Origin of the sequence: Microcoleus sp. C2D2 (assembly GCF_036702495.1) — a bacterium.
In the GTDB taxonomy this organism is placed as follows: domain Bacteria; phylum Cyanobacteriota; class Cyanobacteriia; order Cyanobacteriales; family Microcoleaceae; genus Microcoleus.
Genome location: NZ_JAUBTO010000008.1, coordinates 84,972 through 111,855, shown reverse-complemented (window position 1 = coordinate 111,855; position 26,884 = coordinate 84,972). Strand labels below are relative to the sequence as shown.

The 26,884-nt window shown below is 46.6% G+C and carries 27 protein-coding genes; 9 read left to right on the top strand and 18 right to left on the bottom strand.

Annotated elements, in window-relative coordinates; genetic code table 11:
- Positions 1-80: 80 nt before the first annotated feature.
- Complete coding sequence (locus tag QUB61_RS05095) at positions 81-1,418, bottom strand: ArsB/NhaD family transporter (RefSeq protein WP_333122538.1); 1,338 nt, start codon at positions 1,416-1,418, stop codon at positions 81-83.
- Positions 1,419-1,484: 66 nt separating this feature from the next.
- Between QUB61_RS05095 and QUB61_RS05090 the strand changes: the two genes are divergently transcribed.
- Positions 1,485-2,909, top strand: a complete 1,425-nt coding sequence (locus QUB61_RS05090) for a HAMP domain-containing sensor histidine kinase (protein ID WP_333122535.1) — start codon at positions 1,485-1,487, stop codon at positions 2,907-2,909.
- Between the two features lie 141 nt (positions 2,910-3,050).
- Here QUB61_RS05090 and QUB61_RS05085 read toward each other — a convergent pair whose 3' ends face one another.
- On the bottom strand, positions 3,051-3,413 hold the full coding sequence (locus tag QUB61_RS05085) for a hypothetical protein (protein ID WP_333122532.1): 363 nt from the start codon (positions 3,411-3,413) through the stop codon (positions 3,051-3,053).
- A 225-nt stretch (positions 3,414-3,638) separates the two neighbouring features.
- Between QUB61_RS05085 and QUB61_RS05080 the strand changes: the two genes are divergently transcribed.
- Positions 3,639-5,786, top strand: a complete 2,148-nt coding sequence (locus tag QUB61_RS05080) for a magnesium chelatase subunit D family protein (protein WP_333122528.1) — start codon at positions 3,639-3,641, stop codon at positions 5,784-5,786.
- 82 nt (positions 5,787-5,868) lie between these two features.
- Here the strand turns inward: QUB61_RS05080 and QUB61_RS05075 are convergent, their stop codons facing one another.
- Positions 5,869-6,165: a PEP-CTERM sorting domain-containing protein gene (locus QUB61_RS05075; protein WP_333122524.1), complete on the bottom strand. Its 297-nt coding sequence runs from the start codon at positions 6,163-6,165 to the stop codon at positions 5,869-5,871.
- A 561-nt stretch (positions 6,166-6,726) separates the two neighbouring features.
- Here QUB61_RS05075 and QUB61_RS05070 point away from each other — a divergent pair.
- The 5 genes from QUB61_RS05070 (at position 6,727) to QUB61_RS05050 (ending at position 10,612) form a co-directional block, all read left to right on the top strand.
- Positions 6,727-7,455, top strand: a complete 729-nt coding sequence (locus QUB61_RS05070) for a Bax inhibitor-1 family protein (protein WP_333122521.1) — start codon at positions 6,727-6,729, stop codon at positions 7,453-7,455.
- 555 nt (positions 7,456-8,010) lie between these two features.
- Complete coding sequence (locus tag QUB61_RS05065; protein WP_333122519.1) at positions 8,011-8,334, top strand: hypothetical protein; 324 nt, start codon at positions 8,011-8,013, stop codon at positions 8,332-8,334.
- A gap of 50 nt (positions 8,335-8,384) precedes the next feature.
- Positions 8,385-9,044, top strand: coding sequence for a tetratricopeptide repeat protein (locus QUB61_RS05060; RefSeq protein WP_333122517.1), 660 nt, complete (start codon positions 8,385-8,387; stop codon positions 9,042-9,044).
- Between the two features lie 161 nt (positions 9,045-9,205).
- Entirely contained in the window at positions 9,206-9,394 is a 189-nt protein-coding gene (locus QUB61_RS05055) for a hypothetical protein (RefSeq protein ID WP_333122515.1), read from the top strand.
- Positions 9,395-9,565: 171 nt separating this feature from the next.
- On the top strand, positions 9,566-10,612 hold the full coding sequence (locus QUB61_RS05050; protein ID WP_445300164.1) for a PCRF domain-containing protein: 1,047 nt from the start codon (positions 9,566-9,568) through the stop codon (positions 10,610-10,612).
- Positions 10,613-10,637: 25 nt separating this feature from the next.
- Here QUB61_RS05050 and QUB61_RS05045 read toward each other — a convergent pair whose 3' ends face one another.
- The gene (locus QUB61_RS05045; RefSeq protein WP_333122512.1) at positions 10,638-11,780 is read right to left on the bottom strand and encodes an IS4 family transposase; all 1,143 of its coding nucleotides are present in this window, start codon (positions 11,778-11,780) and stop codon (positions 10,638-10,640) included.
- 183 nt (positions 11,781-11,963) lie between these two features.
- Between QUB61_RS05045 and prfB the strand changes: the two genes are divergently transcribed.
- Together prfB and rpsU are read left to right on the top strand one after the other, a co-directional pair.
- Positions 11,964-13,083, top strand: a protein-coding gene (gene prfB / locus QUB61_RS05040; protein ID WP_333122509.1) for a peptide chain release factor 2 whose coding sequence is annotated in 2 segments (ribosomal slippage) — positions 11,964-12,035 and positions 12,037-13,083 — 1,119 coding nt in all. Because the reading frame shifts where the segments join, the coding sequence is not laid out codon by codon here.
- Positions 13,084-13,278: 195 nt separating this feature from the next.
- On the top strand, positions 13,279-13,473 hold the full coding sequence (rpsU, locus tag QUB61_RS05035) for a 30S ribosomal protein S21 (protein WP_006632476.1): 195 nt from the start codon (positions 13,279-13,281) through the stop codon (positions 13,471-13,473).
- A 2-nt stretch (positions 13,474-13,475) separates the two neighbouring features.
- Here the strand turns inward: rpsU and QUB61_RS05030 are convergent, their stop codons facing one another.
- The 14 genes from QUB61_RS05030 to tal form a co-directional block, all read right to left on the bottom strand.
- Entirely contained in the window at positions 13,476-14,945 is a 1,470-nt protein-coding gene (locus QUB61_RS05030; protein ID WP_333122506.1) for an AtzE family amidohydrolase, read from the bottom strand.
- Positions 14,946-14,969: 24 nt separating this feature from the next.
- Positions 14,970-15,146, bottom strand: coding sequence for a DUF4089 domain-containing protein (locus QUB61_RS05025; RefSeq protein WP_015176516.1), 177 nt, complete (start codon positions 15,144-15,146; stop codon positions 14,970-14,972).
- A 120-nt stretch (positions 15,147-15,266) separates the two neighbouring features.
- Positions 15,267-15,728 carry a KGK domain-containing protein gene (locus QUB61_RS05020; protein WP_333122503.1) on the bottom strand — a complete coding sequence of 154 codons (462 nt, stop codon included), beginning with the start codon at positions 15,726-15,728 and terminating at the stop codon, positions 15,267-15,269.
- 99 nt (positions 15,729-15,827) lie between these two features.
- Positions 15,828-16,280, bottom strand: coding sequence for a hypothetical protein (locus tag QUB61_RS05015; RefSeq protein WP_333122500.1), 453 nt, complete (start codon positions 16,278-16,280; stop codon positions 15,828-15,830).
- Positions 16,281-16,291: 11 nt separating this feature from the next.
- Positions 16,292-16,600: a hypothetical protein gene (locus QUB61_RS05010; protein ID WP_333122497.1), complete on the bottom strand. Its 309-nt coding sequence runs from the start codon at positions 16,598-16,600 to the stop codon at positions 16,292-16,294.
- Positions 16,601-16,626: 26 nt separating this feature from the next.
- Positions 16,627-17,685: a cytosine deaminase gene (codA, locus tag QUB61_RS05005; RefSeq protein ID WP_333122494.1), complete on the bottom strand. Its 1,059-nt coding sequence runs from the start codon at positions 17,683-17,685 to the stop codon at positions 16,627-16,629.
- A 20-nt stretch (positions 17,686-17,705) separates the two neighbouring features.
- Entirely contained in the window at positions 17,706-18,038 is a 333-nt protein-coding gene (locus QUB61_RS05000) for a hypothetical protein (protein ID WP_333122491.1), read from the bottom strand.
- Between the two features lie 195 nt (positions 18,039-18,233).
- Positions 18,234-18,725 (bottom strand): ureidoglycolate lyase, encoded by a 492-nt coding sequence (locus QUB61_RS04995; RefSeq protein WP_333122489.1) that lies wholly within the window; start codon positions 18,723-18,725, stop codon positions 18,234-18,236.
- A 208-nt stretch (positions 18,726-18,933) separates the two neighbouring features.
- Positions 18,934-20,475 (bottom strand): cobyrinate a,c-diamide synthase, encoded by a 1,542-nt coding sequence (locus QUB61_RS04990; protein ID WP_333122486.1) that lies wholly within the window; start codon positions 20,473-20,475, stop codon positions 18,934-18,936.
- A 388-nt stretch (positions 20,476-20,863) separates the two neighbouring features.
- Positions 20,864-22,231, bottom strand: a complete 1,368-nt coding sequence (gene opcA / locus QUB61_RS04985; protein WP_333122484.1) for a glucose-6-phosphate dehydrogenase assembly protein OpcA — start codon at positions 22,229-22,231, stop codon at positions 20,864-20,866.
- Between the two features lie 164 nt (positions 22,232-22,395).
- Positions 22,396-23,925 (bottom strand): glucose-6-phosphate dehydrogenase, encoded by a 1,530-nt coding sequence (gene zwf / locus QUB61_RS04980; RefSeq protein WP_333122482.1) that lies wholly within the window; start codon positions 23,923-23,925, stop codon positions 22,396-22,398.
- Positions 23,926-24,051, bottom strand: coding sequence for a hypothetical protein (locus QUB61_RS04975; protein ID WP_333122480.1), 126 nt, complete (start codon positions 24,049-24,051; stop codon positions 23,926-23,928). It lies immediately after the preceding gene.
- 87 nt (positions 24,052-24,138) lie between these two features.
- Positions 24,139-25,263, bottom strand: a complete 1,125-nt coding sequence (locus QUB61_RS04970; protein WP_333122477.1) for an RNA-guided endonuclease TnpB family protein — start codon at positions 25,261-25,263, stop codon at positions 24,139-24,141.
- Positions 25,264-25,620: 357 nt separating this feature from the next.
- Positions 25,621-26,775, bottom strand: coding sequence for a transaldolase (tal, locus tag QUB61_RS04965; RefSeq protein ID WP_333122474.1), 1,155 nt, complete (start codon positions 26,773-26,775; stop codon positions 25,621-25,623).
- Positions 26,776-26,884 lie beyond the last annotated feature (109 nt).

The window sequence follows — 26,884 nt, the reverse complement described above, 5'->3', positions numbered from 1 at the left end:
AATGACTAATGACTAATGACTAATGACTAATGACTAATGACTAATGACTAATGACTAATGACTAATGACTAATGACTTCTTCAAATCAGAAACCGAATAGTTACATAAACAGCCGCACTTATTAATTGCAGCGCCATCACAGGCAGCCCGTAACGCAGAAAAGTTTGAAAAGAAATCCGGCGCCCGTGCTGTTCAGAAATTCCCGCCGCCACTATATTAGAAGAAGCTCCTACCAAAGTGCCGTTTCCGCCTAAAGTTGCTCCGTACATCATCGCATAAAACAGCGGCAGCACAGCAGGTGGAAACTGCCCTGCAAAATCCGGAGCCAGCACCTCTGCCGGTGCCAGCCCGATATTGACAACATACTGTTTTAGCAGCGGCACCATCGCCACTACCAGCGGAATATTTGGCACCACGCTCGATATCAAACCCACAAAAAATAACAAAACTAAAGAACCAAGAAAAATATTTTTACCTAAAATCACTGCTAATATTCCAGATATATTGCCGATTACTCCGGTTTTTTCCAAACCGCCAATCAGCACAAAGATAGACATAAAAAATAGCAGCGTACTCCAATCTAAATCCCGCAAAATATTATTAACAGAATTAAGTTGGGAATGGTGAGCTAAAAGCATTGCCAAAGCAGCCCCCAACAAAGCAACGGCTGCCGGTGAAATAGGTACGGGCAGAGACTCTCCTATGACAAAAAATGTCAGCACGAAAGCTATAATTAAGCCGCCCACTGCTAAGACTCGCGGGTGATTGATTTTTGGATGCGGCAAATGTTCCAAATCGTCTAAGTTTTTGTGCCAAATTTCGCTCCACAGCCAAGGCAACATAACTAATATAACTGCTAATGCGATCGCCCCGCCAAAACTTAACTTTACCAGATAATCTGCAAAGCTCATGTTAATAGCATCGCCAACAATGAATGTCGCCGGATCCCCCACGATTGTCAGCAGTCCCGAACTGTTAGCCACAAATACCATTAAAATCAGTAACGGCACAAAATCTACACCGACTTCTTCTGCCATTGGCGGAATTAATGGTGCTAGCAGCATGACTGTCGTGGCATTGGGCAAAACTGCACAGATTGGCGTAGTAATGGCGACAACACCCAGCAAGAGATTTTTGCCTTTGCCTTTAGCCAAAAGCACCATTTGAGTCGCCAAGTATTCAAATACTTTGGTAGGCTCAAAGGCTCTCACCATTACCATGACTCCGAAGAATAAGCCCAGGGTGGCGTGACTTCGACCGATATATTCGATCGCGTTGTTTAACGTCATCACGTGGGTAAAAACCAGAATCACCGCTCCCAGAAATGCCGCAACTGTTAGGTGTATCCATTCTGTAATTATTAAGAAAACTACACATATAAATGTTGCCGTAGCGATCGCAGCTTGCACGTTTTCCATTTAGTCCCCTGAAAAATTTTAAATTTTAAATTTTAAATATTTATCGTCAGGAAATTATACTGCTTTATGGCTATTCTGTCAATAAGTTTAAGTGCTGGTTTTGGCAGGAACAAGCTGGGATCGTCTCCTCAAGAGCGATCCAGCACAGGAAAAAAATCATTTCAAAACTACTTCTTTTGGGAGGGTCGCGATCGCCCGAAGTTTGGTATGCAGATCGGGCGATCGCTCAACTACAATGAAGCATGGGCAATATCTGCCAAACTCAACCCCCACGCAGAAATCATGGACTACAGCCAAGTGCTCGCCGAAAAAACCGATACTATCGTCAAAAACTGGATTGAAGCAGTACGCTTGGACCGGAAAATTGAAACCGCTGACGCCTTACCACTGTCAGCCATCGAAAATCACATACCTCACCTGCTGGCGGCGATGACGACAGTGCTTTCCCAATATCAAAGCAGCGACATAAAAGTAATAATTGAAGCCAGTTTAGATCACGGATTAATCAGAGCAGAACAAGGCTACGACGCAGCAGAAGTAGCCCGGGAATACCACTTATTGCGTGAAGTAATTTTCTCCCAATTAGAAGCCGAATTGCTAGCAGGAACCACCGCCAACGTATTCAGAGCTTTTCGGCTGATAGATGCCGTAATAGACGAAGCGATTGCCCAGTGTTTCAAGAGCTACGTCGCTCAGAGGCTGCGGGAACTTCACCAAATCCAAACTCAGTTAAAACTCACCAATCAAGAACTCAATCGCCTCGTCAGTGTCAATCAAGAAAACGTCTACCATTTAGCTCACGAACTCAAAACTCCTCTCAACTCAATTATCGGTTATTCCGAACTGTTTTTACGCCAAGGAAAATGGCAACCTGAAATTAAAGATACCCTCCCCGGCATCGAACACATCGAGCGAGTATTGCGCAATGGCAGACAGTTGCTGCGCATGATTAATGACACACTAGAACTTTCTCGTGCCAATGCCGGAAAAATTAAACTTAACCTGCAGCGAACTAATGTACAATCTGTAATTAACACCGTAGTAGAAATGATGCAGCCAATTGCTGATGCTAAAGGACTCAAGCTCGCTGTTACCAGCGACTGCGCCCCAAAACAAGTAATCGCCGACGGACAGCGGCTGCAACAAATTCTGATTAACCTGCTGAGCAATGCCATTCGCTATACAGAATCTGGTAGCATTGAATTAAGTTGCCGTTGTCATGGAGAAGCAAATTGGGCGATCGCAATTACAGATACTGGCATTGGCATCGCCCCCGAAGATACAAACCGCATCTTTGACCCCTTCTTTCAAGCAGGAGAAGCCGGCAAACAGCTCTTTCCCGCCGAAAGCACCGGGCTGGGATTAGCAATAGTATCGCGGCTCGTCACGCTGCTGCAAGGCAAAATCGAGCTAGTATCAGAAATAGGAGTCGGCTCAACTTTTACCGTGATTCTGCCCCTAGAAGTTAAAATTTTGCAAGAAGTAATTTAAAAGTTAACAATTGTGAGTTATAAATCCCAGCTCTTAATTCACAACTCATAACTCTTAACCCATAAATCCGCAATTGCTTGAGTTATCATACTGTCGCTAGGGCACCGCAGCTACTTTGAAGTATGAGCAAACACCTGCCTGCTATCTTCTAAACAAGCCATCTACAAGAGACGATATCGAACTAACTAACCAGATAAAAGCGCTTGCCAGGAAAATGTTCTCTCGAAGTTCTCTTCGATCGAGCCTGTAACTCGAACCGCGTCCCCCTCTACCTGCCCCGTCGCGCTCTAAGTCATAAATGACCTTTTCTGCGTACCATCTCTCAGACTTTCCGGGATACCTTTCTCTAGCATGATTCAGCAGGCGTTTGGCTAAAGCTTTGTTTCCTTTGACAGCTTGCAACAAGTTTCTATCTATCCCTTCTGTGTCCTGGGAATCGCGCCATATCAAAAAAGCGATAATAGCAATTGCTACTAACAGACTTATTGTTAGTATGGGTTTCACAGCTTATTTATTAAACGACCCTATGATTCTATTTTAGAATTTGATTTCGTGACAAGATACCAGCCAGATAATATACAATTTTTAACATTTTTGGTCCCGGAAAGCTTTATAATACTAAATCGTACTGTATCGTACTGTACAAAAAACTATTGGTCAGAAACGCGATCGCATCCTACTGGTAGTATGATAAGTAGATCGAAGCCTCTTTAACAGAACATTATTTCGATGTCCGCCCTCTACGCAACCCCTACCGTGACAGCCTTTCCCCTAACAGCCGTTGTTGGACAAGAAGCAATCAAACTAGCCCTACTTTTAGCAGCAGTCGATCCCGGATTGGGAGGAGTTGCGATCGCAGGTCGCCGCGGCACCGCCAAATCAGTCATGGCCCGCGCCTTGCATTCCTTATTGCCGCCAATTGAAATTATCAAAGACTCTTTTTGCAACGCCGATGCTGAAGAACTTCTCGCTTCACAGGCATCTTGCTTGTTAGCCGAAAATAGCGAGCCAGATGCCCACACCACAAATACTAATCTCACCACCGAAATTATTCCCACACCCTTCATCCAAATTCCTTTGGGTGTCACCGAAGACCGACTCTTAGGTTCCGTCGATGTCGAACAATCAGTAAAATTCGGTCAAACCGTATTTCAACCAGGACTCTTAGCCCAAGCAAATCGAGGCGTACTTTATGTAGACGAAATTAACCTCCTCGATGACAACATTTCCAACCAATTGCTAACAGTATTAACCGAAGGGCGCAACCAAATAGAACGCGAAGGCATTAGCTTCCAACACCCCTGCAAACCTCTATTTATCGCCACCTACAACCCCGAAGAAGGGCCGCTGAGAGAACATTTGCTCGATCGCATCGCGATCGTACTTTCAGCCGACGCAGCACTCGAACTAGAAGAAAGAGTCTATGCAGTAGAACAAGCTTTATCCTACTCCAGCTCCCCCCAACAATTTCTCAATCAATACGCCGAAGACACCGACAACCTCAAAACCCAAATTATCCTAGCCAGAGAATGGCTCAAAGATGTCAGCATTAAACGCGAACAAATTGCCTACCTAGTAGAAGAAGCCATCCGGGGTGGCGTTCAAGGACACCGCGCCGAAATCTTCTCCGTCCGCGTCGCCAAAGCCGCCGCCGCCATCGAGGGACGCACAGAAGTTAACGCCGAAGACCTGCGCCGCGCCGTAGAATTAGTCATCGTACCCCGCGCCACCATCATCCAAACTCCCCCAGACGAAAACTCTGCTCCTCCTCCCCCCCCACCGCCTCCCCAAAAGCAGTCAGAACAAGAACAAGACGAACCAGAAAACCAGCAAGAAGACGAAGAAGACCAAGAGGATGAAGACAACCCGGAACCTCAAGAAGAACCAGAAAAAGATACCATTCCCGAAGAATTTCTCTTCGACCCCGAAGGCGTAATTCTCGACCCCAGCGTGCTTTTCTTCGCCCAAGCCGCCAACCGCCAAGGCAAATCGGGCAGCAGAAGCACCATTTTCTCCGAAGATAGAGGCCGTTACGTCAAGCCAGTATTACCCAAAGGCCCCGTCCGCCGCATCGCCGTTGACGCCACCCTCAGAGCCGCCGCACCCTACCAAAAAGCCCGCCGCGACAGGAATTCTCACCCCCCACAACCCCCCCTTGCGAAGGGGGGGCAAGAGGCGAGTCAGCCCCCCCTTGGGAAGGGGGGGCAAGGGGGAGGTGAGCGCCGTGTATTTGTCGAACAGGGAGACATTCGGGCGAAGCGCTTGGCCAGAAAAGCTGGAGCCTTAGTCGTATTTGTCGTCGATGCATCCGGTTCGATGGCCCTCAACCGGATGCAGTCGGCCAAAGGTGCAGTCATGCAATTACTTACAGAAGCTTATCAAAGCCGCGACCAAGTTGCTCTCATTCCCTTTCGCGGAGAACAAGCAGAAGTGCTGCTACCGCCGACTCGCTCGATAGCCTTGGCCCGCAAGCGTTTGGAACGGTTGCCCTGCGGCGGCGGTTCCCCCCTGGCCCACGGTTTGACTCAAGCCGTGCGCGTGGGAGTCAACGCGCGGCAGTCTGGAGATATCGGTCAAGTTGCGATTGTCGCCATTACCGACGGACGCGGTAATATTCCTTTGGCTCGTTCTTTGGGCGAACCAATTTTAGATGGAGAAAAGCCTGATATTAAGAAGGAATTGTTAGAAATTGCTGCCAAAATTCGTGGGTTGGGAATGCAGTTGCTGGTGATTGATACCGAGAGCAAGTTTATTTCGACTGGCTTTGCGAAGGAATTGGCCAAGACTTCTGGAGGGAAATACTATCACTTGCCGAAAGCTACCGAACAGTCGATCGCAGCTATGACTAAAAATGCTCTGCGCGACGCTATCGGCTAAAATCCTGATACCCGCATTTATCTGCGTTTATCCGCGTTTATCTGCGGTTAAACATCCCAAAATTACACTTTTTGCCAAAAGTCTAATTTTTAACTCTCACTCTCCGGCGAGTCACCGCCAGCGAACCCGCAACTACACCCAACCCTACCACCGTCGAAGCCTCAGGAATTCTCACCGGCAGCACCCGTCTTACTACCCTTGGCGGTCTCGGGCTTGGAGAAGTTGTACCTTGGGGGAGTTGAGCGATATTAGTCAGCAGCAAATTTTCTAAACCCTGCTCTGAAGCAGCGGTAGAAACGGCTCCGACATTAGCTGCAACGGCAGCTTGACCGCCGGACATAACGGCGGCAGCCAGTAAAATTCCGGTTGCATGTGGCAATAATTTGCGCTCAAAAAAGGTGTGCATGGGAGATTACCTATTTAGCATTTTGTCGCTCAAACTCGATCTATTCATTAATTTCCTGGGCATCCTCTGTCTGAGCTACCTTAGCAATTAACCGAACCGATTTTAGATTTTAGATTTTAGATTTTAGATTTTTGGAGTTTCTGATCCCTAGTTTCAACTAGGCCACAAATTAAAAATCTCAAATCAACTGCTGCCCCTACCTCTAGCATAGACTCCTCAATCCCAAATCGTAAATCCCCCATCCAAAATAGATTGACCTCAGCTATCTGCGATTCGATCGACTTTAAGCTTGCCCCTCGCCGCAGATAGTGCCGGCTCTTTAACCTCAATTATAGCTCTGCCGCGACGCGCAACCGTGCGAGAGGGTCACACCCCACAGACTCGATCAGACTCGATTATAAACAATCGAACCGTACTTTGGAGTGATGTCACCGCTTCTTTATCAAATCTTTAAACTCTTTGAGGTTTTGCAAACAAACTGTAAAGCTGTCAAAATAGAGATAGCAATTCTCAGCCAAAATTAGGTAAATCCTCGTGAGTAACACTAGCAATTTTCGCGAAGCCGTGCGCGAGGCCAAAAACCACGCGCTGGTAGGCCCCAACGTCATCTCCAACGCTCTCCCCTTCGTAGGCGGCGGACTTGTCTTAACTGCTGTCGGCACCTACGGGGGCCTGGGAGTGATCCGCAACTATCCCGGGATCTTCTTTCCCACATTCATCGGCGCGATCGTCCTACAATTAATTCTGTTCTTTGTCGCCCGCGGCGCTGCCGAACAAAACAACAAAAATACCGCTTTGCCTCTGCTGGCAACCTACAGCTTGCTTACAGGCTACACCCTCAGCGGATTGGTGTCTGTAGCCCTCAGAAGCGAAGGCGTCGGCATCTCCGGCATCGGTTTTGCTGCTCTCGGCTGTGGTCTTACCTTCATCGCCGCCCGTCAAATTGGGTCCAACCTTTCTGAAGAAGACGGCATGGCCCTCACCAAAACTATCAGTTTAGGTGTCATTGCTTTGTTAGTCGTCGTTGGCGGTCAGTTTCTGCTCTCTCTATTTGGCGTTTACACCCCAACCTGGTTGGAAATTGGCATTTCTGGCATCGGCGTGTTTATATTTGCCGGCGCTGCGATCGTCGATTTTTACATATTACCCCGCAGCTACCGCGACGATCAGTATTTGCCCGCTGCTCTGTCGATGTACTTGACCTACATCAACTTGTTCATTTTCATTCTGCGCCTGCTGATTGCTCTCAACGGCCGGGATTAATTGAAACTTTAGCTTAAAAAAAACCGCGGCTCGATCGACATCCGGCCGCGGTTTTTGATTGAGATAGGCAATCAAGATAGTCGTCATCGCCTCAAGCGCGATCGTCAACAAAACTTATACAGCGTATTCCTGGTTTATGAAGTAGAGACACGGGGCCCGGCAAGAGTGCGCCTACGGCGGGGATAGAGCGATATCTGGTATCCTTCATCAACCAGGAATACGCTGTATCATGTCCTCTGGCTGAAGGCATGAGGTATAATTTTAATTTTTAATCACTTAATCAAAAGTCTTGTTGTCTAATTCTGTCGATCGCGATTTCAACATTCATAAAAAATCAATAGGATAAAACTCATATACTTAAAATATGAAGATATCAGAAGAGTCAGGGTAGAAATTACCTCCAGGTACAATGCAGCTTGCCCGCAGTGTCCCCGCACCGGCAACCCGATTTTGCCGGGGGCGGAATTAAAGATGCAGGATATTGAGAGTATTTTTCCCTCATAGTTTTGCTCTCAGTTGGATTTTGTTTATATGTGCGGCAACTACGGCGATGCTATGACTAGCAATACCACAATTGGGGCGATCGAGTATTTGCACCGCATGGGAATTCCTCATGTCTGCCTGTACACCAACGGTAGCGGACGCAACCCCGAGTGGTGGCACAGGCTGGCACAGACAATGACAGGAGAATACGATCGCCTAATTTTTAGTATCGACGGGTTGGCCGATACTAACAGCATCTACCGCCAAAATACCAACTGGGACAGGATAATGCAGTCTGTTAATGCCTTTATCCAAGCAGGCGGAAAAGCTGTATGGCACTACTTGATTTTTGAACACAACCAGCACCAAGTAGAAGCAGCGCGGGATTTAGCTTAGCCCAACAACTAGGATTTGTCGAGTTTGTACCGAAAGCTACCTCTCGTTTTGTGGCGAAAGAGATTTATGAAAAAGAGTCCGCCAATCAACAGCCTCAGAAGCCAGAAAACTCTCAGGTAGATGCTAAGAGCGATCGCCCAAACCAACCAGCAACCGCGAATGTATCAGCCCCTCAGCATCAAGAACAGGCCGCGCTTCAGTTCCACCGACAAGCTGAGGAATGTTTGAAAAAGGGGCAACTGTCAGAGGCGATCGCAGCCAGCCAACAAGCCCTAAAAATTCAACCTAATTTTGCAGCAGCCTGCAAAACTTTGGGCAACGCTTTTCAAGGTTTGGGGAAGATGCAAGCAGCTGCAGATTGTTACGCCAAGGCACTCCAAATTCAGCCTAATTTTCCCGAAGTTTATGCTAACGTCGGCAGTCTTTATGCTCAACAGCAACAGTGGCAGCCAGCTAGTGCTTATTACCAAAAGGCGATCGAGCTTAAACCCAATTTTGCCGGAGCTTATCGCAATTTAGCTAAAGTGTTGACGCAGTTGAGGCAACCAGAAAAAGCCAATTATGCTTGGTATCAAGCTATAGCTATCGAAACCTCTCAAGCAGCAGAACAAACTCGTTCTGTCCCATCAAAGCCAGCCAGCGAAGAACTCCAACCCCATCGCTGGAACAATATAAAAATCCACAGGGAGACCAATTTATCCAAGCTGTAGAAATATTTGGTAGCCTAAACAATTACTACCGAAATGTAGAAATTAGCTGTCAAACTCAAGCCAGCAAAGAGATTTTCATCAGTTTTGAAGCGGAACTCTGGCTTTGCTGTTGGGTAAGCCATACTAAATACGCTGTTTATAACCACACTTACAGACCGCAAATGCTGGCTTTAATTGAAAAATACGGCAAGGGGTTTAATTCTCTCAGAACTCAATCTGTGAAAGATGCCCTGGAAAGTGATTGGTTTCGCGAAGACCTCACAAAAAGTTTTTCCTGTTCCAAAAGGTTGGACGTATGCGCTCACGAATGCGGTAAAACTTTCAATTCAACAGGTTCGCAGTATATATAAGAAGGAAGAACACGGATTTGGACACGGATACACGGATTAATTGCTGAAATGTCGAAATTTCTGCTAAACTCAAAAATACAGCCCACAACGCCGGAGAACTAGCCATGGAAGTTCTAGACATCAAACACCATATCGAAACATTGTCCGATCGCCTAACGGGTCTACAAGACTATCTTTAGCTCAGCCTTAACCGCCGAGAACCAAAAGTTACAACAGCTAGCAGCACAGCCGAAATCGGGCAACAGCATCAATACAGGCGAACGGCTACTCCAAGAACTAGACGCACTCCAATCCTACCAGGCAAAACTCAACCAGTGCCAAACAATTTTGGCAGATGCTACAGCAGCACTGGAGTTACTCGAATTTCAAGCAGACGAGGAATTAGAGCAAGAACTTCAAACTAATTTAGCTCAACTCAACTGCTCTCTCGAAGAGTGTGAATTAGAGCAATCCTTGAGCGGGCCTTGCGACAAAAATGGAGCCTACCTCATAATTAATGCAGCAATAGATGACTTAGATGCTCTAGACTGGGCACAAATGTTGCTGAGAATGTATGCTCATTGGGGACACAACCGAGGCTATAGAGTTATGTTGGTTGAAGATTCCCTATCGGAGTATGTAGAAATTAATTCTGCTATTTTGGAAATAGGAGGAGTTAATTCTCTAACTTTGGCAATAGACGGACGTTACGCTTACGGCTATCTAAAGTCAGAAACCGGAGTGCATCTACTGAAACGTACATCGCCTTTTAATATTACCAGAAAGCAGGCGAGTTCAGTGACGGTGGAAGTTGTGCCAATGTATGTGGAACTGGAGATTCCAAAGCAGGATTTAGAATTAATAATCTTGCCTCCTCCCTACGTGAGGTGTGTAATCAGAACTTTGGTGAGGATTGTTCATGTTCCTACTGGTATTTCTGCAATATCTGGGGAGGAGCGGAGTCGATTGCTAAATAGAGAAACGGCTTTGGCGCTTCTCAAAAGCAAACTGTTTGCTATTATGCAAAGGCAAGGAGTTCAAGAGCTTGCAGACATTCAGGGCGAGATCCTAAAAACAGTCCTTAACCAACCAATTCGGGAATATCAATTGGCCAGCGACAGCGCGAATCAGGGCAAAGTTTTGGATCTCCGTACAGGAATCCAAACAACAGCCGTGGCCGACGTGCTCGACGGCAAAATTGACTCATTTATCAAAGCTGGTGTGCTGCTGAAAAATTGATTTGCTGGGGGGGTGACAAAGAGGTCTACGAAATAGACTGTATAAGGGTTGCAGCCCGCATACCTTGTTGATAAAAGCGGCGTTTAGAAGGAGTTAACTTCATTAACTGTTCCACCTCCAAAGAATATTGTTCTAGATAATTAACCCACTTTTCTCCATCTAATCCCACACCAAATGTACTCCGTCTGCGATATTTTTTCTTTGGTTCTGTGCGACGAGATACATATTCTTGTACCTGCTTTTTCTTCAGTTCATTACCTTGAAATATTGCTGAACTGTACGTCAGTGTCATGAGCATAATCATGTTAATAAGTCGGTTCCCTTTGAGGCTTGTTCCTTCAAGATCGTAGCCTCCTGTTTTACAGTCTCGGAACATTTCTTCAATGCCCATCCGCTGCTTATAAGCATTGAGCGCTGCTCGCAATGAGCCTAAATCCGTGAGAATAAACCAGGCTTCTTTAACTTGATATTTCCCATAGTTCCTTTTCCACTTACAAGCAAGCTCAAACCCGGTAGTAGGTAGAGTTTTCCTCACTTTTTTCCCTTGAACATACAAAGAAGTTCCGGGTACTATTCCTAATTCATCCAACCGTTGCCAAACTAAATGTTCTGTTTCGATACAAAGATTCTTTTTCAGTCTTAAGCAAAAAGACACACCCTTTTCCTTAAGCCAGTTTCCCAAATCAACAGAACAAAATTCACGGTCTCCTAAAACGATGAGTTTATATTCTGAAAATAATGGTAAAACTTGCTGTAAATTGGTAGTCTGTGACTCGAAGCTACTGTTTCCCAATTTGGGCAACAGTGACCAGTATAATGGAATTGCTCTTCGCTCCCAGATTAAGCTAACCATAAAGAGATTAATGCACCCCCATTGACTGCGGTCGATTGCGATTGATAAACGAGTACCAATGGGGCAATAAGTGGTCAACCAATAAGTAATTAAGGGGAACCAAATTAATGAGATAGTTAAGTTTGGTAAATCCAGAAATCTTTGTAGTTTCCTACGCCGACTTTCCGTTGTAATTGGGTAAGGAAATACCCGTGCCAGTCGTTCTAATCTCACTTGTTTTTCTGATTGGATCACAGATAGGAAAGTTGTCATTACAAGAAACTGAGCTGATGTCAGTTGTTTTTTTAAATGAGTCTGGTAAAATGTTGGTATCATTATTTTTGGGATAGGCAAGCGTGTAACAATTATGCTGCCTATCTTTTTTGAGCAGCGGATTGGCTCAATCCTCACCACCTCTGGGTTTCAGGCTGGTTGTCACCCCCCCAGATTGATTTGCACATTTAGAGCAACATTTCAGCTAAACTCAAAAATACAGCCCACAACGCCGGAGAACTCACAGTGGAAGTTCTAGACATCAAACACAATATCGAAACTTTGTCCGATCGACTGGGTGCAACCCAGGACTATCTTTGACATCCCCGCACTCACAGCCAAAATTCAAGACTTAGAGCAAATCTGCGCCCAACCAGCATTTTGGGACGACCAAGACCAAGCTCAAGAAACCCTCCAAGAACTTAATGACTTAAAATCTCATTTAGACCAATATCGCGGCTGGCAAACTAGCTTGGAAGATGCTAAAGCTATTTTAGAACTGCTGGAGTTAGAAGCCGACGAGTCCCTGTTCCAAGAAGCCTCATCGAGTCTTTCTCAGTTAACCCGCGAACTCGACCAGTGGGAACTGCAACAATTACTATCTGGGCCCTACGACGAAGGCGGCGCCGTTTTGACGATTAACGCCGGGGCCGGCGGCACAGATGCTCAAGATTGGGCCGAAATGCTGCTGCGGATGTACACCCGCTGGGGGGAAAGTCAAGGTTACAAAGTACATTTAATGGAAATTTCCGAGGGAGAGGAAGCAGGTGTTAAATCTGCTTCTTTGGAAATTGTCGGCCGCTACGCTTACGGTTATATGCGATCGGAAAAAGGCACTCACCGTTTGGTCAGAATTTCGCCTTTTAATGCTAACGACAAGCGTCAAACCAGTTTTGCAGGCGTCGAAGTGATGCCAATTCTCGATCGATCCGTCAAGTTGGACATTCCTGAAAAGGATTTGGAAATCACGACTTCCCGCGCGGGCGGCAAGGGCGGGCAAAATGTTAACAAGGTAGAAACCGCAGTCCGCATCGTTCACCTTCCTACCGGTTTGGCCGTCCGCTGCACAGAAGAACGCAGTCAGTTGCAAAATAAGGAAAAAGCTTTGGCATTACTCAAGGCTAGGCTGTTGGTGGTTGCGAAGGAACAGCGGGCTTCAGAAATTGCCGAGATTCGCGGCGACATGGTAGAGGCAGCTTGGGGCAACCAAATTCGCAATTATGTTTTTCACCCATACCAAATGGTCAAGGATTTGCGTACTGGAGTGGAAACAACGGCCATCGAAGATGTGATGAACGGCGAATTAGACCCGTTTATTCAAGCTTACCTGCGGCAGGAAAATCAGTTGATAGCCCAACCCTCTTAAACCAGTACCCGCAATCAAAGGGGTTAGTAGTGAGGATTTTAGCGACCGTCAAAATTTGAGGAATCAAGTCCTCACTACAAACCAATTCTATGGTATAATTTTGAGGTTTTGGGCGATCGCCCGACCTCCAACAGGTCGCGCCGTCAAAAAGCTTGATATGATAAAACTTGATCTAACAAACACTAAGGAGAAAGAATGACCCAAGTTGTAATAGGCGAAAATGAAGGGATTGAGTCAGCCCTGCGACGGTTTAAGCGGCAAGTTTCCAAAGCGGGTATTTTCCCCGACATGAGAAAGCACCGCCACTTTGAAACCCCCTTGGAAAAGCAGAAGCGCAAAGCTATTGCCAGAAGGACTAAGAGACGCTTCCACCGCAACAACAAACCCTAGAATTAGGGGTCAATTGATTCGGCAGATACAAGGCCTTGCGATTCAAGTACCGCAGCGACTCGGAGAATCACCGCTTCGCTGTAGGGAGCACCAATAATTTGTACCCCCAAGGGCAAAGCGCCGGGCCGCTGTACGGGCACGCAAAGAACGGGCAAGCCAATAAATGATAGGGGTTGGGTGAACAGTCCGAGATTGGGACGTACTAAGATTTCTTGTCCGGCTATTACCATTTTCTCGACGCCAATTTCAGGGGCAGCTATCGGGGTTGCGGGTGCGAGGATGATGTCTGTGTGTTGGAATATTTCGCGAATTCGATCGCGGTACCACTGTCTGAATCTCTGGGCTTGCAAGTACCAAGTCGCAGGGATCAGAGTTCCCGCTAAAAAGCGATCGCGCGTGGCAGGATCGAAGTCTTGAGGGCGCGATCGCAAATTGTCCAAATGCAAATTTCCCCCCTCGCAGGCGGTAATGATAAACGCCGCAGCCCTGGCGCGATCGGATTCCGGTATGGTGACAGTTGCAAGCCCCCCTATTTTTGGGGGGTTTGTTGTTTTTTCTGTGCCTTTACCACAATCCAAGACATTTGTCAAGGCTTTAGCAACTATTTCTACAGCATCCATTGCTTCCGGTGCGGCCCCTGTGGCGAAATACCCGTCAGCAACAGCAATTCGCAATCCTTCGATGCCTTGATTTAACTGCGGCGAACAAAGTTCAGGCGGGCGTTGAGTGCAAACAGGGTCACGAGAATCAGGGCCTTGCAGGACATCGTACAGCAGCGCCATATCTCTGATCGATCGCCCAAACGGTCCCACACAATCCAAACTACTCGAAAATAAATAAGCGCCTGCCCTGGACAAACGGCCGTAAGTAGGCTTAAACCCAAAGACACCGCACAAAGCAGCCGGTACGCGGATAGAACCATTAGTATCAGAACCGAGAGTGACGGGTACAAAACCGGCGGCGACTGCTGCTGCGGAACCGCCGCTGGAACCGCCAGCGATGCGCGCAGTATCGCGGGGATTGCGAGTCGGGCCGTAGTGGCTGTTTTCCGTCACGAAACCGTAGGCGTACTCATCCATGTTGAGCGTACCCACGAGCACAGCCCCGGCTTGTCTGAGTCGGGCGACCACAGCCGCGTCCTGGGTAGCGGTCGGATTGCCAGCGTTGATTTTTGACCCAGCTAGAGTAGTAATTCCGGCGACATCGAACAGGTTTTTGACAGCGAAGGGAACGCCTGCTAAAGGGCCTGGGTCTTGGTTATTTGCGATCGAACTATCTATATTTTCGGCTGCTGCGAGTGCGCTTGAAGCAGTGATAGCAGTAAAACAATTAAAAGCCTTATCCTTAACAGCAATCCGTTCCAAAGCAGCACTTACCGCCACTGTAGCCGTAACCCTACCACATTTAACAGCCGCTGCCGTAGCAACCGCATCAGCCCTCTCCAAAAAACATCTGCGTTCATCCGCGTTCATCTGCCCTCATCTGCGGTTAAAAATCTAAGGTTCAAACACCGGCGCGACTTCTACTTCTGGGGGTAAAGGAAACTCAGTAACCAGTCGGGCGATCGCAGCTATCCTCTCAAAGTTTACCACAACACCCGGCCGATGTTCCGGGTCTAACGGTAAATTTATCAGTTCAGCAGTGCGATCGACATATTCTTCTACATTTACCATGAGTCCCTCCCAAAAAAACATCAGCGTTCATCCGCGTACATCCGCCCCCATCTGCGGTTAAAAATCTAAGATTCAGATATAAGTGCGATCGATTATTGTATTGTAAGCGCGATCTGGCAGTCAGCTATTATTGCTCAGTTTTTTGTATTCCTCTGATTGTCTGATATCATCTAGAGGCGATTTTTGCTCTGATGGTTCATCTGGGCAAAATTTTATACAAACCTGTGTTTTCCCCAACTGTAAATCTTCATTAACTTCTATTTTAACCTTTCCTTTTTGCCAACCCTTAGAACCGATTTTGATAACTTGACAATCGATTCCTTCTTTAGGGAAATTCCAGTTTATTTCAGATCCATAAATTATTATTTTTTCGTTAATTCGCAGCTCGTTCATACACTCAATTATCTGCTTGTTACCACCTTGGTTATTAGCTCCTACTACATAAGTTTCAAGTATCTTACTAAACTTGCTGGCGGTTAAGTTTTTAAACCTACGCACCAGAAAAGTAGCTTCATCGAATAACAAAACATCATCATCACCGACGGTCTGATAGTTATTATTGGATTTAATTTCATCGTTCATTTTTTTTTACCAAATTCTGCTGATTCCTATTTGATACCATTTCAAGCTATCTGAGTCAAGCTGGTTAACAAAATTAATGAATTATCGCACTTTTCCCACTCAAACACTGACAGGTTCCCGCAACTTCTCAACGGCCACATCCAGCGGAGAGAAAGTAAAATCCTCAGCATCCATTAATTCCTTAACCTTCTCAAAAATCTCAACCTCTGCCTCTTCCTGGTCAGTTAACTTATCATAAAAATAAGGGTCAGTAAACCACTGCTCAAAAGCAATCTCTAACCGCCCATTCGGTGCTAGTTCAAACCGCCAATACTTAGAAACTCTACTATCAACCACCTCAAACAGCGGTGCCGGATTCTGCATGGGATAATAGGTGTAGTTATCGTCACAGATATAGTACCAAACATTACCCTGCGATTGGTAAAGAGCGTAGACAACATATTCTTTGCCAACCGTTAGGGGAAATTCCACTTCTTTCGTAAAATAGAACTCAGGCTTGAGGTAACTTTCAGGGAGAGCATTACCTGTATTGGCAATACAGCGAATTTTCATGTTTTTTATAACTACAAATTTTTTAGTGCAGCTTTAGGATATGTACGTTTGAATTTGAATTGAACAGTTTGGGCTGTCTCGTTATTCCTGAACCAATGTACTTCAACAACTGCTCCCTCAATTACTGCGGTTTGGGCACTAACCATTTTAACCCAATCACCGACTTTGCCTCCGTAATTAGCGACCAATCTGGGAGCATCTCCCAACGGCTTATCTGCACTGCCTAGAATTCGTCTGCCGACGCTAGCCTTAGCATCTTGCAACAGAAGTTGCTCCGGCAAATTTCTCGGACTCTCATCGGGAATAGCACCTTGATTCACAATTTAACAGCTTCAAATATTGTTTGTCAAATACCATAAAAACTCATCTTAGCAGGTGCAGTTTCCGCCAGCAACTTACCCCGCGAAATCACATACCGAACCGCAGCGCGCCTCCTAATTGCCTCATAACAATCCTCAGCATCCAACACAATCAAATTTGCAGGTTTACCCGCCTCTATCCCATAATTATCATCTCCCAGATAGAGAGTCTTAGCACCGTTGACAGTCACCATATTAAAACAAGCCGCAATCTCAGCCATTCCCGTCATCTGACAAACATGAACCGCCATATGAGCGACATCCAACATATTTCCCGTACCTAAACTATACCAAGGATCTTGCACGCAGTCGTGACCAAAACTCACATTCAATCCCTGCAGCCACAACTCCTTAACCCGCGTCACCCCACGGCGTTTCGGATAAGTATCAGCGCGGCCTTGCAGAGTGATATTAATTAAAAAATTGGCGATGAAATTAATTCCCGATTTTGCCAAACTTCCCATCAGCTTAAAAGCAAAAGCATTGTTGTAAGAACCGAAAGCCGTCGTGTGGCTAGCCGTCACCCGCGAACCAGCCCCGCTTCTAATCGCACAAGCTGCTACCACCTCCAAAAATCTCGACTGTTCATCATCGATTTCATCGCAGTGAACATCTATTAATCTATTGTATTTTTCAGCAAGTTCAAAAATTCGGTCAACCGACTTCACGCCATCTTCCCGCGTCAACTCATAATGCGGAATCCCGCCCACAGCATCCGCACCCATATCCAGAGATTTCTCTAAAAGTTTGTCATTTTCTGGACTTCCGTAAATCCCGTCTTGGGGAAAAGCCACAACTTGCAGAGTCATCCAATCTTTGACTTGTTCACGAACTTCCAAAAGTCCTTGCAAAGCAGTCAGCGTCGGTTCGCTAACATCAGCGTGACTCCTGACAAACAAAATCCCTTGAGACGCTTGCAGCCTTAAAGTTTCAACAGCCCGTTTTTTGACATCATCCAGAGTTAAACTTTGCTTTCGTTCCCCCCAGATTTGAATTCCCTCGAACAAAGTGCCGCTTTGATTCCATCGCGGTTCCCCCGCAGTCAATAGATTTTAGATTTTAGATTTTAGATTAAAGAATTGAAGCATTGACCCACGGATAAATTCGGGGGGCAAGTTTCATCGGATACAGGTTTTTTATTTCTCCACCGATGAATCCGGGGGCTTGTATCCTGGATGCTTTCGGTCAAAGCCGAATCAAGATGAATGTGCGACTCCACAAAAGGAGGACTAACTAAATTGCCTTGAATGTCGATTTCGCGTTCGCCAAGTTCTGATATCCGAGGCGAAACGGCGACTATTTGGTCATCCTCAATAGCAATATCAACCGTTGGGCGATCGTCGCTCGCACCTAACAAACGACATTCGCGCAGAACAATGCTATACTTTTGCTCAGACATAACAATTGCACTTAATTTAACACTTGTAAACTTTATCCTTCAAGCGTGGCCATTCAGCCGAGTGAGACCAAAACAATTCCCCAATCACTTGCGAACCTCATCCTTCTCCCCCTCTGCGTCCTCTGCGCCCTCTGCGGTTAAAAAATCTTACTCAAAAATCACCAAAAAGAAAGCGCAACTACAAATCGCCAACATTCAGACAATCTCAAACTCCAGATTGTGATTTTTCACAAAATCAAAAGTAAAATGGTCAACCACATTAGTATCGCTCAATTCCAGATTGTAAAAATCAACAAAATCCGCATCAAAATACGGCCCAGCGTGCCAAGTCCCCACATCTAACTTAATAAAACAATTGCCCGGAATCCGAAAAGCAACAATATCATCTAAACTCGGTTTATCGCTATCCCCAGGAGGCGCAACCGCCATCAACCAATCCTTCCCCTCCAAAGAACCCAAACACTGAGTACATTGAACGTGCCGCGTAATTTTGCCAAACTTGCGACCTTCCTCCAGCAACCGCATAATGTAAAATCTAGGAACACCATTTTGCAAATTTAACTGAGCGTCCTCAGCATCGAAAGACTTGCCATCAACAGCCGCAAAGATAACTTGACCGTAACGCCGAAAATTCTCCCGTGTCACCCATTGCGCAAACAACAGCTTAGTCGAAATTGATTCGCTCATAAATCCCAACCTCCCTAGCCTTCTCCGTCATAAATATTCTAATATAAATAGTAAGACCACTTTATTTCTACCTTGGGCGCAGCCAGGAACAGGCTTTTCGACTTCCCAAAAAACAGAATAGATTTATTGCCAAAGCGCTACAGACACTACCTATCTTCTCCTTCCTCTTCATTCTCTTCCTTCGTGTCCTTCGCGCCTTCGCGGTTCGTTAAAAAGATATTACTTGAGATCGATCGCCCAAAACACCCTTAAAATCAAAATCAGCACACTGCTGCAAAAAACGAGCCGGAATATCAGGACGAGCACCCCAGTGCAAATGCAAATAAGAAGCGTGTACCTGACAAACTCCCCAACCTTCAGCAACCGCCTCAACCTCCCCCCGCTTGCCATACCTCCAACTGTGATAAACTGGATTAGTCGGTTCCACAGTTAAATGCGATCGATGAAACTCATGTCCCCAAACCTGATCGAGAGCAGTTAACACCGAACTATCCCTCACCGCCACAGCTTCTCGGTATCCCAGCGTCAAACGCTTACCCATCGCAGCAGCAGTTTCCAACACCCCCACCCCTTGCCAAGAATTGCCATCGAAGTCTACAATAGAATCGCACAAGTACATCAAACCGCCGCACTCCGCATAAGTCGGCATTCCCGAAAAAATAGCACTTCTTACCGCATCCCGAATTAAAACATTACCGCTCAATTTTTGAGCAAACACCTCAGGAAAACCACCACCAAAATATAACCCTTGCACATTGTCAGGAAAAACCGAGTCATCAAGGGGACTCCAAAATACCAACTCGGCACCCAACTCTTCCAACAAATCAAGATTGTCCTGATAGTAAAAATTAAAAGCCCGATCGCGCGCAACAGCAATCCTCACTCCAAATTGTTTTCCCAAAGAGTTGACAACATCATCTTTTTGAGTTATAATAACCGAAGGGAGACTGTGTCTACCCGAAAGTTGCTCAGACCCCTCACCCCCATTTCGAGTTGCAGCCAACAAAGGCAAAAGTTGCTCCCAGTCAAAACTAACAGCAGCCAAATCAGCCAGTTTATCGATCGCAGCATGAAGATTAGGCAACTCCTCAGCAGGAATCAGCCCCAAATGTCGATCGGGAATAGTAACAGCCTCATCCCTACGCAAAACGCCCAAAATAGGTAAATTGAGCGGTTTGAGAGCATCTTGAAGCAACTCCAAATGTCGATCGCTCGCCACCCGATTCAGCACCAAACCAGCGAATTTAAGGTCAGGGTTAAAAGAACGAAAACCGTGGGCGATCGCAGCCACAGAACCAGAGAGCCTGCTGCAATCTATCGCAAACAATACCGGCAAATTCAGCAAATAAGCCACATGAGCCGTAGAAGCAAAGGAAAAATCATAATTGCCTTCTTCTTTTCGATAATTAATCCGTGTATCCGTGTCAAAATCCGTGTCGTGGCTTCGTGATTCCTGATTTTTTCGACTCACTCCATCAAATAGTCCCATCACCCCTTCAACTAAGGCATAATCGACATCTTGGATCTGACGAGAAAAACACTTTTTTACATAAGATTCAGACGTTAATACCGGGTCTAAATTCCGACAGGGGCGACCAGTAACAAAAGTATGAAACATGGGGTCAATGTAATCGGGACCAACCTTAAAAGATTGAACGTTCAAGCCGCGGCGGATTAAATAAGCTAAAAGGGCGATCGTCACAGTCGTCTTTCCCGCACCGCTGCGTTCGCCAGCAATTACTAAAGCCATAGTTCTAGTTAGTTAAAATAAATAATAGATAAGATTGCCAAAGTCGCTTTCCAATCAGGAAATTATCTGCGTTTATCTGTGTTAATCTGCCTTGAATCTGCGGTTTCTGTATCAATCAAAGATTTATGCAATCCTTCCTCATAAAAATAGACAGTTGATAAAGTTATGAGTATTGCTCTCGAACCGCTCAAATAATAACTATTTAACGAACCGCGAAGACGCCAAGAGCGCGAAGGAAGAAAAGAGAAGAATAAAAGTAGGGCAGACATTGCCTGCCCCACTGAATGTTAACTCAATCCGTCTTGCTTATTTTTTTCTCCTTTCTCCTGATTCCATCCATCCGTTACATCCGTTACATCCGCTACACAATCCGTTGCCGAACTTCTTTTTACTGTTTAGCTAACTTCAGCATTTGAGCCGTCACTGCCAAACTTTCTTCGTAAAGCACATCTCGGCCCCAACTCTGCAGGTGCTGACCCAGCAACTGTTCCGTCACCTGGTCGAACAGAGGAGTCACCTGGTTAAAGCGATCGGTTTGAGCGCCACCTTTGGTTTCCATCCGCATACAGCCGCCCGCTTCCGAACACAGAACTGTACCGCAGTCAGCCTTTTCGTTCGTAGAATTCAAACGCAGAGCAATCAAATCGCCCGGGACATCGCCCCAATCAGCAGTAGGAATAGCAGCCAACTCGGCTTCTACAACCCGTTCGTCGGGACCTGCGAATTTAATTCGCTTGATTTGGTAATCGCCCTCTTCTTGTTTGAAAGCAACCGGACGCCACTGAAGCCGGCTCGCCAGCCAGCCCAAATACATCAGCGCTTGAGTAGTATTTCCTTTTTCGTAATCGATCGTCACCCGATCGATTTCCCGAATCGCCGCCCGACGTTCCGGGGCGTCAAAAGCCTCAGCAGCTAACTCTTGCCACGCGGCCAACCGCCGCCAATTGAGATCGGCGATCGGAATTCCCTCCTCGATCAGACTTTGCATCAACAGCAATTCCGCTTCAGACTCGGCAAAGCTGCTAGAGTCAACAATCACAGAACTGCTAGTTGTCGCCAGCCGTTGGAACAAACCTCGATCGGCATCGGGATTCGCTTTCCACCACAGCAGCGTCGGCAAATTCGGGATCGTCAACGCCGTCACGATGCCGCTCACCCGTTCCAGGGCAGCTTCCGTACCCCGAAGCGTAATGTACTCGCAGCAGATCAGATTGCCGGTGTTGCGCTTGTGAACCGGACAATAAGCAGCCACTTGAGCCTGCACGCCCCTATCTTCCCCCGCCGTCGGGCACAGAGCAATAATCCGGCAGGGATTCGCAGCCACGATCGCGTCAGCCACCCCCGAACCCCCGGAACCCAAGCCAGGCGCGCCCAACTTGCTGTCACCATTGGAATTTTTGCGAGCCACTTCTTCCCGCAAAGTCGCCAGCAATTCAGCGTTAGCTTTGCCAGTTCTCGGCAGTCCGTAAGCTTTTTGAGCAGCCCTGATGCTAGATGCCGTCATCGGTCCGGTAATACCGTCCACCGGCCCCTCGTAAAACCCCAGATCCGCCAATAACTGCTGAGTTTCTTCCGGTTCGTAGACTACAAAAGTAAACGTTGTTGCCCTAGTAGCGATCGGAAAATCGCCCTTTGACCCAGATTCTCTGTAACTTTCCCAGATTTGACTCAATTCTGCCTCTATCTGGTCGATCGACACATCTTTAGGATTTTGCAGCGAAACCAGAGGCGGAGCTTTCATCGGTGTCATCGTCATAAATCTTTTCTCCTTTCTTATTAGTTATTACTCATTGCTCATTGGTTCTCAGTCATTGGTTCTCAGTCATTGGTTCTCAGTCATTGGTTCTTAGCTAATCAATAATCACTAATCCTGACCAATAAACTAATGACTGCTGACTAATGACTGCTGACTAATGACTCTTAAAGTCTGCGCCACTTGCGGCCGTCTCTGTTAATTAGCAGTTCTGCTTCCGCAGGTTCCCAAGTACCCGCTTCGTATTTAGGAACCAACTCCTGTTCGTTGGACGATTCCCAATCCATCAGCGCCGGCGTTACCACCCGCCAAGCTTCTTCCACTTCATCAGAACGGGTAAACAAAGTTTGGTCGCCCAGCATACAGTCAATTAACAGTCGATCGTAAGCATCCGAAGATGTCACCCCAAAGGAAGAACCGTAACTGAAATCCATATCCACCGTCCGCGTCCGCAAATCCGGCCCCGGCATTTTCGCCTCGAACCTCAGCGAAATCCCCTCATTGGGATGTACGCGCATCGTCAAAACGTTAGGAGTAGTTTGTTGGGCCGCGGACTGAAAAATTAACAGCGGCACTTCCCGAAACTGAATCGCAATTTCGCTAACTTTTTTCGGCAACCGCTTGCCGGTTCGCAGGTAGAAAGGCACTCCCTGCCAGCGCCAGTTGTCAATCATAAACTTCATCGCCACAAAAGTCGGCGTTGTCGAGTTGGCAGCAACCCCCGGTTCTTCGTGATATCCTGGCACCTGTTTGCCCTTCATCCAACCCGCGGAATATTGACCCCGAATCGCTGAGAACTCCAAGTTATGCAAATCTGCCAAGCGAGTTGCTTGCAGAACTTTCATCTTTTCGGTGCGGATGCTGTCAGCGTCCAAGGAATTCGGTGGTTCCATCGCCGTCAGACAGAAAATCTGCATCAAGTGGTTTTGCAGCATATCCCGCAACGCCCCAGAGGATTCGTAGTAACCTGCCCGGTCTTCTACGCCTACAGTTTCTGCAACTGTAATTTGTACGTGATCGACAAATTGCCGATTCCACAGCGGTTCAAAAATCGCGTTCGCAAACCGGAACACCATTAAATTCTGAACGGTTTCTTTACCCAAATAGTGGTCTATCCGGTAAACTTGCTGTTCTTGGCAAACCTTCTGCACGACTCGGTTGAGAGCTTTTGCCGAACTCAAGTCCCGGCCGAAGGGTTTTTCAATTACCAAGCGGTTTTTTACTGGATCTGCCAGCATTTGAGCCGCGCCCAGTTGCCTAATTGCTTCTGGGAAAAAGTTCGGGGAAACTGAGAGATAAAATATGTGATTGCCGCGAGTTCTCCTTTCTTCGTCGAGTTCCGCTAAGAAATCTTTGAGTTTTTGATAGCTTTCGGGGTTGTCAATGTCGCCCGGACAGTAGTACAAACCTTTAGCGAATTCTTGCCAAAATTCTTCATTGCCAATGCCGCCGCCAAATTCTTCAATGCCTTCGCGCATTTGCTCGCGGAAGTAATCGTGGCTCCAAGGGCGGCGGGCTACTCCCACGACGGTTGTTTCCGGTGGCAAGCGGCGATCGCGCTTCATCTGATAAATTGCTGGTACCAGTTTGCGCTGGGTCAGATCCCCAGATGCTCCGAAGATTACCAGAATTTGTGGTTCCGGCACCCGTTCTTTTCGTAAGCCTACGCGCAACGGATTTTCAAGTAGCGTTACCATTTATTTTCCTTTTTCTAGAGCTGTTAGTCTTGCTAATACACCATGATAGTTTGCGGTCATTTCTGCTAGTTGCTGGGTGAGAGAGTGAATTTGGCCTTCATACTTAGCTTTGATTTCGGCTCTCACTTCCTGCTTTGTAAAACTTACCTAAACTTGTCTAAAACCATCTTTAGACACAATTCGAGTTCACTTCCTACGCTGTTGGGTAGACGGCTAATCCCAAGATAAGTAGGCTATCCCCCTGGCTGCCGAGGGTTCCCAGTTTAAAATATTCAAACTGGCATTCCAATCACGATCGAAAGATCTACCACAAGCAGGACAGTCAAAAGTCCGAATGCTTAGTGGCATATCTTTTTTAGTGCCACAATTAGAACAGGTTTTAGAACTAGGAAACCATTGATCTACTAGAACTAAAGTTGCTCCATACATTTTGCACTTATAATCAAGTTGGCGCTTGAATTCGTAAAACCCTAGATCGGATATTGCCCCAGCCAGTTTGTGATTCGCCATCATACCTTTAAAGTTTAAGTCTTCAATCTTGATTAGCTTGAAACTTTTAGCTAAATAAGTTGTTAACTTGTGAAGGAAATCTGAGCGAATGCAAGCTATCCGCGCAGGTCGCCGGCTAATTTTATTGTAGGTTTTGCGCTGGTTGTTGGAGCCTTTTACCTGTTTTGATGCTTTGCGTTGCAATTTAGCAAGTTTGGTTTTCGCACGGGCTTTCAACGGTTTTGGTGCATCAAAAACCTGCTGGTTTGACAGCGTGGCCGCATATTTAATACCTACGTCAATTCCTACAGAGCTTTCAGGCGGCTTCACTGGCAAACGCTCTGCATCAACGCAGAATGAGACAAACCAACGACTTCCTTTTTTTGAAATCGTAAAAGTTTGAGATACGAAGCCGCATTCTAGGGGTTCACAAAGTCGAAAATTTCCCAAGGTGGGAATCTTAATGGTCTTGCCAGCAGCTAAAAGAACTTTCCCATGAGATGAGTCAACCGTAAAAGACTGACCGTCCCGGCGACTAGCGAATCTTGGATGACCTGCTTTTCCAGAGCGATACCGACTAAAAGCATCTTTTAAGTCAATCAAAGCATTTTGATAAACTCGACTAGACAACTGGTTCATCCAAGCGAATTCAGGCTTTTTCTTGACGTGATTGGTAAGAACTTTCTTGACTTGGTTGATGACCTTTGAGTCTGAAAACTCACCGGCACCGTACATTTGGACTCGCAAGCTCAAACCCATGTTAAATACTACACGCCGAAATCCTGCGTGTTTTGCCATCAAGGTCGCTTCCCTATTATTCAATTTGAGCGCTCGCTTGACGGCAAACATGGTTAAACCTCCTCTCGCTAATTAACTGTGGACAAGTTTAGTAGACTATTTGGCACGCTATGTCCAACTCTTGCCAGATTTCGAGTTGCAGGTCTCGGGGTAATCCTGTTAGAGGACGAACTTGATTTTCCTTTGTCGGAAATTTGAGACCAATTGGTCTCAAATTTTTCCGGTTCGGGATGGAAAACTCAGCGCCCAGAACCCAAATTCTAGGGAGTTGATTTTCCTCTGTAGGATTTTTGAGACCAATTGGTCTCAGTTTTTCCGGTTCGGGATGGAAAACTCAGCGCCCAGAACCCAAACAATTATCTATTCCAACTCCTAAATGCTTCTGCCTTTAAGGATACAGATATCTGTCTAGGCGACGGGTGACAACTTCTGCACTTTCTCTTGCAAGGAATCCATCAGGGATTGGAACGGGGTGACGAATTTGTCGATCCCGTCGAGGAGCAAGTCTGCCATCACTTGGTCCAAGTTGATGTCGATGTCGGGATCTTTGAGACTTTCGATCAGGTTGTAAGCTTCTGCAACATTGTTCTCAATCCGGGGTGCGACATCGCAGTGATCGAAACAAGCTTCAACGGTGTTCGGCGGCAAAGTGTTAACGGTTTCGGGACCGATTAGTTCATCGACGTACATGACATCGCTGTAGTTGGGGTTTTTGGTGCTGGTGGAAGCCCACAGCAAGCGCTGCACTTTCGCTCCTTTGGCCGCTAAAGCTTGCCAGCGATCGCTCGCTACGATCTCTTTATACTTCTGGTAAGCTACCTTCGCATTGGCGATCGCAACTTTCCCCTTCACCGCTTCCAGTTTGGCTTTTGTGGAAATATCTGTGACATTTTTGAGTTTCTCATCAATCTTGCCATCGACATTGATGTCGATCCGGCTCAAGAAGAAACTGGCAACAGAAGCAATATTGCTCACATCCAAACCTTTAGCCACCCGCGCTTCCAAACCGCGAATGTAAGCCCAGAAGGTTTCGACGTAGCTGTCAACCGAGAACAGCAAAGTCACGTTAACGTTAATCCCTTCGCTGATGACTCGCTCGACTGCGGGCAAACCTTGAGCAGTTCCCGGAATCTTAATCATCACGTTTTCTTTGCCGAGGGCTGTGTAATAGCGAATGGCTTCGCTAATCGTGCTTTCTGTGTCGTTGGCGATCGTCGGTGGCACTTCGATACTGATGTAACCGTCCAAACCCTTCGACTCTGCGTAAACTGGCGCGAAGATGTCGCAAGCGTTGCGGATATCTTCAAATACCAGAGATTCATAAATCTCCATCACAGATTTGCCCGCCCGGATGCCCGCTTCGATATCCGCGTCGTAAATCACATTACCCGCGATCGCTTTCTCGAAAATCGCCGGATTAGATGTAATCCCCCGCAGTCCCCGAGTTTCAATCATCTGTTTGAGTTCGCCGGACTCGATCAGATTGCGAGTCAAATTGTCCATCCAGATGCTTTGGCCAATTTCTTTGATTTCTAACAGGTGATTCGTTGGCGTTGCCGTCATTACTGTAACTCCTACAATTTGATAGTTGATAATTGGGAATTGGGAATTTAGGCTCTGGTCTAAAAGAATTGGGCATTGCTTAGTTTTTAGTTGTGATTTTTTGGTTCTA